General features: G+C 63.3%; 6 protein-coding genes. All 6 read left to right on the top strand.

Translation table 11 applies throughout. The annotated features are described in order from the left end of the window. Positions 1–82: 82 nt before the first annotated feature. The gene (locus ACRDU5_RS22110; protein WP_526617132.1) at positions 83–730 is read left to right on the top strand and encodes a hypothetical protein; all 648 of its coding nucleotides are present in this window, start codon (positions 83–85) and stop codon (positions 728–730) included. 61 nt (positions 731–791) lie between these two features. Next, the gene (locus ACRDU5_RS22105; protein WP_526617131.1) at positions 792–1,397 is read left to right on the top strand and encodes a TetR/AcrR family transcriptional regulator; all 606 of its coding nucleotides are present in this window, start codon (positions 792–794) and stop codon (positions 1,395–1,397) included. A gap of 114 nt (positions 1,398–1,511) precedes the next feature. Next, positions 1,512–3,044, top strand: coding sequence for a nitric oxide reductase activation protein NorD (locus tag ACRDU5_RS22100; RefSeq protein ID WP_526617130.1), 1,533 nt, complete (start codon positions 1,512–1,514; stop codon positions 3,042–3,044). 22 nt (positions 3,045–3,066) lie between these two features. Beyond that, positions 3,067–3,870, top strand: coding sequence for an AAA family ATPase (locus ACRDU5_RS22095; RefSeq protein WP_526617129.1), 804 nt, complete (start codon positions 3,067–3,069; stop codon positions 3,868–3,870). A gap of 17 nt (positions 3,871–3,887) precedes the next feature. Beyond that, complete coding sequence (locus ACRDU5_RS22090) at positions 3,888–4,016, top strand: hypothetical protein (RefSeq protein ID WP_526617128.1); 129 nt, start codon at positions 3,888–3,890, stop codon at positions 4,014–4,016. After that, positions 4,013–4,621, top strand: a 609-nt coding sequence (locus tag ACRDU5_RS22085) for a hypothetical protein (protein WP_526617127.1), incomplete at its 3' end; no start/stop codon positions are given. The genes ACRDU5_RS22090 and ACRDU5_RS22085, both read left to right, overlap by 4 nt.

Here is a 4,621-nt window from a genome sequence, read left to right as displayed (position 1 = left end):
CCGATGCTCGACGCCAGCCGATCGGTAGGAGGAGTCCTTGAACCCGCCCACGTCGACCACCACCAGCGGCCTCGACCAACACATGGAACAGTCGCGCCTCGCGCAGCGCCAGGCCGACAAGTGGCTGTTCTCGGGCAGTATCCTCCTCGGCACCGCGGGCCTCGGCATCTTCGGTCTTCCACTCTTTCTTCGGGGTGTGTGGTTGCTGCGTAAGGCGCAGCGGGACGGGTTGACGGTCCGGCCGATGCTGGTGACGCTGCTGGGCTACCTGGTCATCATCGATGCCGCCATCAACACGGTTGGGTGGGCGCTCGACCTGTTCGCCAACCACACCATCCTGGCCCGAATCCTGTTGAACGGCTGGGGTGCCATGTTCGATGCGGGCTACTTCTGGCACTACAACGAGCTATGGATCGGCGGTGCGGCAGGCCCAGGCGAGAAAGCTATGGAAGTCGGGATGATCCTCACCGTGTTCACCATGCGGATCGCGGCCGCGATCGGCTTCCTGCAGATGAAGCGCTGGGGCCACCCGTGGATGATCATCACCTGCTGGATGGGCGTCCTCATCTGGTGCCTGTACGTGTTCAACATGACGATGTACGCCGACGTGCGCTTCGCCGGGGTCATCTTGCCGGTCGTCGGCTGGTGGCTGTACGACATCTTCTACATCACCCCGTTCCTCGCCATTCCCTATCTTCATTCCGTCAATCGCGAGATCTTCACCGACTAGTAGCACGCCAATGACTTAACTCATTGACTCCGGTCAGTAATTGCGCTACAAAGGGCAGATCATGACGCCACAGGTGAAGCCGTCGGCGCGCGATGCACGTCGCCAGCAGACGCGGGAACGCATACTTGGCGCTGCGATCGCCGAGTTCAAGCGCGCAGGTATGACAGGCGCCGATGTGAACGCAATCGTCGCCACCGCGGGCGTTGCGCACGGCACATTCTTCTTCCATTTTCCCAGTAAGGAGCATGTGCTCCTAGAGCTGGAATGGCGCGAGGAAGCGCGCCTCGCTGCCGGGTTCGCCAAATTCCTGGAGGACGCCCACGACCTCGTTGCCGCGTTGACCGAAGTCGTCGACAGTATCAGGGGTCTCGAACAGCGCCTCGGCCCGATGCTCTTCAAAGAACTACTGGCGCTGCACTTCTCGCCGACACGACCCCATAGGGACGAATGGACCGACCATCCGCTGATCGTCTTGCTCGTTCGTGAGATCGAGCGGGTCCGCGGAGACGGCGAGGTTCACCCGGAGGTCGACGCGTTCTACAGCGCGACATTTTTCCTGCTCGGTGTCTACGGCGTGCTGTCCACCACGGACAACGGCGAAATGCGCGACACGATGCTGGCCAAGTTGGTCACCACCGCCGTACGCGGAATCATAAAGGAGGTCTGACAATGGACTGGATCTGGGAGATCCTGCGCTACGTCGCGGCATGGGGCGGGACCGGATTGGTCATCTGGTTCTGGTACTGGATGTTCTCCAACCTCGGCACGTTCTGACGTGTCGATGGCCGAGCTCTCCGACGCACACGCAATGGCGGTCGAACGCAGTTGCGCCGTGACCGCTGTCGCCCTGAGCGGACAGCGTCGCGAAGGTGTGCGCCTGGTGACCGGTCAGCATCGCGAGTTCAGCCTCAGTTCGTCACTCGCTTTCGTGCACGTTCCGTATCCGTCTATCGGAGGTGACTGGACGCGCAGGACGTTGACATGCGGTGTTGCGCTTCAATGTTCGCCGTCGAAGGACCGGTTGATCGCGTTTCGGCTGAATGAGTTGTCCGCACGCGAGCTACGAGCGCTCACTCTCATCGAGGCCGGCGTCGCCATGGGGTGGGTCGCGTCGCATTGGCCAGGACTGCTCGATGAAGCGCACCGGGTCCTGCCCGATCTATCGCCGTTGGCCGCCGACATGGAAGCCGAGGAGATGCTCAACCGTGCAGTGTCGCTGGCGCGTACAGGTCAGCCACTGGGTGTTCACCCGCTGCTGGGCAGACTTCCACTGGCGTACACAACGCCACAGGGTTTGACCGACAAGCTGCGGCGCAGCTTCGGCAGAATGCCGTGGACCACAACGCAGAAGCGCCTTCCACGCCCTTACTCGGTTCCCGTTGGAGGCGACGGCGGTGTGCGCAATCCCAACCTGCCGCCGCCGAGCCGGCCACAGGACAACGACCTCGACATCACCCCGGAACACCGGCCCGGCATTCCCTATCCCGAATGGAATGCCTGGACCAAGAGTTTCATGGCCGATCATGTCGCCGTCCTCGAGCGTGCCCACGCCAACCGCACCCGCCAACCGGAAGCGGTGTCCGCCGATCTTCGGAAGTGGTTCGAGGAGCACACCCATCGCGCAATGAAGAACCGGCTCGAGGACGGCTCCGACCTTGACGTCGAGCAATACGTGCGCCACTACATCGACCTCACGACGGGCGAGGCGATCGAGCCGCGCATCTTCCGCGAGCTGCTGCCCAGCAGCCGCGATGTCACCACAGCGCTGCTCCTGGACGGCAGTTCATCGTTGGGCGTGCACGGCGGCCGGATCTTCAGACTGGAGTTGGCGTGCGCCGACGCGCTGTCGAGGGCGATGACACTGGCGCGGGAGCGGCACGGCATCTTCGTGTTCACCGGAAACACGCGGCACCGAGTGGAAGTCAGTTGCCTCAAGGACTTCGAGGATCGGCGGTTCGTGCCGCCGGGCCGCCTCGGCCTCGCCACCGGCGGATACACCCGACTCGGTGCACCGTTGCGCCACTTGACGAGTCGGCTTCTCGCACAGCCGTCCGAGCGGCGTCTGCTCATGGTGATCGGTGACGGCCTGATCTCCGACGAAGGCTACGAGGGCCGCTATGCGTGGGCCGACGCCGCGCACGCGGTCGAAGAGGCCAACGACGCAGGCGTTTCCATCTACTACGTCGGCGTCGGCCCCACGCGCGTCGACCCGCTACCGGAGGTCTTCGGACCCCGCCGGTCCCAACGCATCCGACGGGTTGAGGAGCTTCCGCGGATACTCGCCCACGTCCATCGCGAGCTCGTCGCCGCATGACCGACAACAAGCTGAGGAACAGATGACCACCGATACCTATTACTCGAACGGCAACGAAGTCCAGCTGTTCGAGCAGGCATATCACCAGCGTTTACCCGTGATGCTCACCGGCCCGACCGGGTGCGGCAAGACGCGGTTAGTCGAGCACATGGGTGTGCTTCTTGGGCGGCCCGTCGTCACCGTCAGCTGTCACGACGACCTGACCAGTTCGGACCTCGTCGGCCGGTTCATGGTGACCGGCGGCGATGTGGTGTGGACCGACGGCCCACTCACCAGGGCGGTCAAGGCCGGAGCGATCTGTTACCTGGACGAGGTCGTGGAGGCGCGCCACGATTCGCTGGCCATCCTGCATTCGCTGACCGATCACCGCCGGTCTCTGTATCTGGACCGAGCGGGCGAAGTCGTCAAGTCGCCAGAAACCTTCATGCTGGTCTGCTCGTACAATCCGGCCTACCGCAGCTCACTGAAGGAGCTCAAGCCGTCCTTTCGCCAACGCTTCGTCACGCTTCCGATGAGGTATCTGCCTACCGACCGCGAAGCTGAGGTAGTCGTCGCCGAAGCGAGTATCGACTTTCCTACCGCGAAGCGTCTTGTCGCGTGCGCCACCGCCATCCGAACCGCGGACGAGGCGTTCCATTTCGAGCCTCCGTCCACTCGTGTCCTGGTCACCGCCGCCCAGCTGATCGCTGCCGGCGCAACAGAATTGGAGGCGGCCGAGGCCTGTATCCTGGCGCCGCTGTCCACGGACGGCGCCATCACCGACGGCTTACGTGAAGTTGCAGTGGCCAGCCTGGCCGCAGCCGACAACTCGAGCACGCCACACTAGGAAGGAGTCTGGAAGTCATGGACCAAAAGGAGCGGAACCGCAAGAAGGCGCTCATCGTCCTGCAGATCGTCATCTACGGCTACCTGCTGACGATGTTTCTGATACAGCTCTACATGTCCTTCGCCCGCGGCTGGTGGGAACTGTGAATCTCCCTCTGCTCAGCCGTCTCTCGGGGGGAAAGGCGGCCGGCCCGCCGGATGGCGTCAGCCTCGAGGACCACCACGACGAGTCACGTCTCGCTCAGCGCCGTGCCGACAAGTGGATGATCGTCGGCGCCGCCTTGATGGGGATGTGGGTGCCGGGCCTGATCGGATTTCCCATCTTCATGCGCGGCGTCTGGCTGCAGCGCCAGGCCCTTCGCGCCGGCTTGTCGGTGCGGCCCATGATCGTCACCCTGATCGGATACCTCGTTCTGATCGACGGCATGCTCAACAGCCTCGGCTGGGCGCTCGACCTCGTCGCCAACCACACGCTGATCAACCGCGTGCTGATGGTCGGTTGGGGCGCCATGTTCGACGGCGGCTATTTCTGGCACTACAACGAATTCTGGGTCGGCGGCGCCGCCGGACCGGGCGAGAAGTCCATGGTATTCGCGATGATCCTCACCGTCTTCGCGATGCGATGCGCCGCGGCGATTGGATTCCTGCAGATGAAGCGCTGGGGCCACCAGTGGATGATCATCACCTGCTGGATGGGCGTGCTCATCTGGTGCCTATACGTGTTCAACATGACGATGTATGCCGACGTGCGC

This window comes from Mycobacterium sp. (genome assembly GCF_050701515.1).
Classification (GTDB): Bacteria; Actinomycetota; Actinomycetes; order Mycobacteriales; family Mycobacteriaceae; genus Mycobacterium.
Note: the sequence above shows the minus strand (reverse complement) of the source record. Positions and strands in the feature narration are given on the sequence as shown.